This window comes from Aminobacter sp. J41 (assembly GCF_000526635.1).
In the GTDB taxonomy this organism is placed as follows: Bacteria; Pseudomonadota; Alphaproteobacteria; order Rhizobiales; family Rhizobiaceae; genus Aerobium.
This window is the reverse complement of sequence record NZ_JAGL01000082.1, coordinates 1-2,590: the sequence shown is the minus strand read 5'-3', so window position 1 is coordinate 2,590 and position 2,590 is coordinate 1. Positions and strand designations below refer to the sequence as shown.

At 54.6% G+C, this 2,590-nt stretch carries 1 rRNA gene; it reads left to right on the top strand.

From position 1 onward, the window contains the following. Positions 1 to 2,406: ribosomal RNA gene (locus L630_RS0120490) — 23S ribosomal RNA — on the top strand; the annotation flags it as partial. Between the last annotated feature and the right edge of the window lie 184 nt (positions 2,407 to 2,590).

The following is a 2,590-nucleotide window of genomic DNA, read 5'->3' as shown; positions in this document are numbered from 1 at the left end:
ATGCGAGCGATTATCCTTGAGTAAGGCGGGACACGTGAAATCCTGTCTGAACGTGGGGGGACCACCCTCCAAGCCTAAGTACTCGTGCATGACCGATAGCGAACTAGTACCGTGAGGGAAAGGTGAAAAGCACCCCGACAAGGGGAGTGAAAGAGTACCTGAAACCGGTTGCCTACAAACAGTTGGAGCCTGAAATGGTGACAACGTACCTTTTGTATAATGGGTCAGCGACTTAGTGTAACGAGCAAGCTTAAGCCGGTAGGTGGAGGCGTAGCGAAAGCGAGTCTGAACAGGGCGTTCAGTTCGTTGCATTAGACCCGAAACCAAGTGATCTAGCCATGAGCAGGTTGAAGGTTGGGTAACACCAACTGGAGGACCGAACCCGTTTCTGTTGCAATAGATTGGGATGACTTGTGGCTAGGGGTGAAAGGCCAATCAAACTTGGAAATAGCTGGTTCTCCGCGAAATCTATTTAGGTAGAGCGTCGACCGAATACCCCCGGGGGTAGAGCACTGGATGGGCTATGGGGACTCACCGTCTTACTGATCCTAACCAAACTCCGAATACCGGGGAGTACTAGTCGGCAGACACACGGCGGGTGCTAACGTCCGTCGTGGAAAGGGAAACAACCCTGACCAACAGCTAAGGTCCCCAAGTCATGGCTAAGTGGGAAAGGATGTGAGGATCCCAAAACAACCAGGATGTTGGCTTAGAAGCAGCCATCATTTAAAGAAAGCGTAACAGCTCACTGGTCTAAATAAGGGTCTTTGCGCCGAAAATGTACCGGGGCTCAAGCCATGCACCGAAGCTTTGGGTTCACTCTTTGAGTGAGCGGTAGCGGAGCGTTCTGTAAGCTGATGAAGCAGGATCTGTGAGGACCTGTGGAGGTATCAGAAGTGCGAATGCTGACATGAGTAACGATAAAGGGAGTGAGAGACTCCCTCGCCGAAAGTCCAAGGGTTCCTGCTTAAAGTTAATCTGAGCAGGGTTAGCCGGCCCCTAAGGCGAGGCCGAAAGGCGTAGTCGATGGGAACCACGTTAATATTCGTGGGCCTGCGGGTAGTGACGGATCGCGTGTATTGTCAGTCCTTATCGGATTGGTCTGGCAGTGAAGCGGTCCCGGGAAATAGCTCCCGCGTACAGACCGTACCCTAAACCGACACAGGTGGACTGGTAGAGTATACCAAGGCGCTTGAGAGAACTCTGCTGAAGGAACTCGGCAAATTACACGCGTAACTTCGGGATAAGCGTGACCTTGCAGCGGGCAACCGTTGTGAGGTGGCACAGACCAGGGGGTAGCGACTGTTTATCAAAAACACAGGGCTCTGCGAAGCCGCAAGGCGACGTATAGGGTCTGACGCCTGCCCGGTGCTGGAAGGTTAAGAGGAGAGGTGCAAGCTTTGAATCGAAGCCCCAGTAAACGGCGGCCGTAACTATAACGGTCCTAAGGTAGCGAAATTCCTTGTCGGGTAAGTTCCGACCTGCACGAATGGCGTAACGACTTCCCCGCTGTCTCCAGCAGAGGCTCAGTGAAATTGAATTCCCCGTGAAGATGCGGGGTTCCTGCGGTTAGACGGAAAGACCCCGTGCACCTTTACTATAGCTTTACACTGGCATTCGTGTCGGCATGTGTAGGATAGGTGGTAGACTTTGAAGCCAGGGCGCCAGCCTTGGTGGAGTCGCCCTTGAAATACCACCCTTATCTACATGGATGTCTAACCGCGGCCCGTCATCCGGGTCCGGGACAGTGTATGGTGGGTAGTTTGACTGGGGCGGTCGCCTCCTAAAGAGTAACGGAGGCGCGCGATGGTGGGCTCAGAGCGGTCGGAAATCGCTCGTTGAGTGCAATGGCATAAGCCTGCCTGACTGCGAGACTGACAAGTCGAGCAGAGACGAAAGTCGGTCATAGTGATCCGGTGGTCCCGCGTGGAAGGGCCATCGCTCAACGGATAAAAGGTACGCCGGGGATAACAGGCTGATGACCCCCAAGAGTCCATATCGACGGGGTTGTTTGGCACCTCGATGTCGACTCATCGCATCCTGGGGCTGGAGCAGGTCCCAAGGGTATGGCTGTTCGCCATTTAAAGCGGTACGTGAGTTGGGTTCAGAACGTCGTGAGACAGTTCGGTCCCTATCTGCCGTGGGTGTAGGAATATTGACAGGATCTGTCCCTAGTACGAGAGGACCGGGATGGACGTATCTCTGGTGGACCTGTTGTCGCGCCAGCGGCATAGCAGGGTAGCTATATACGGACGGGATAACCGCTGAAGGCATCTAAGCGGGAAACCCACCTGAAAACGAGTATTCCCTGAGAGTCGTGGGAGACCACCACGTTGATAGGCCGGGTGTGGAAGCGCAGCAATGTGTGAAGCTTACCGGTACTAATAGCTCGATCGGCTTGATTGTTCGCATTGCTCGTATCCATCTTTGTCTCTTCGTCCTCACGGATGCGCGCGGGCTTCGCCCGCTATCCTCCGGACAGGGCGGCCAAACATGGCCGACGGCCAGTCGGCCTTGCGGGCTGCGCCCGAAAATGGCTCAGGACTTAAAACGGTGTCCGGGAACATAAGGCCTTAACCCCTTAGCCCCC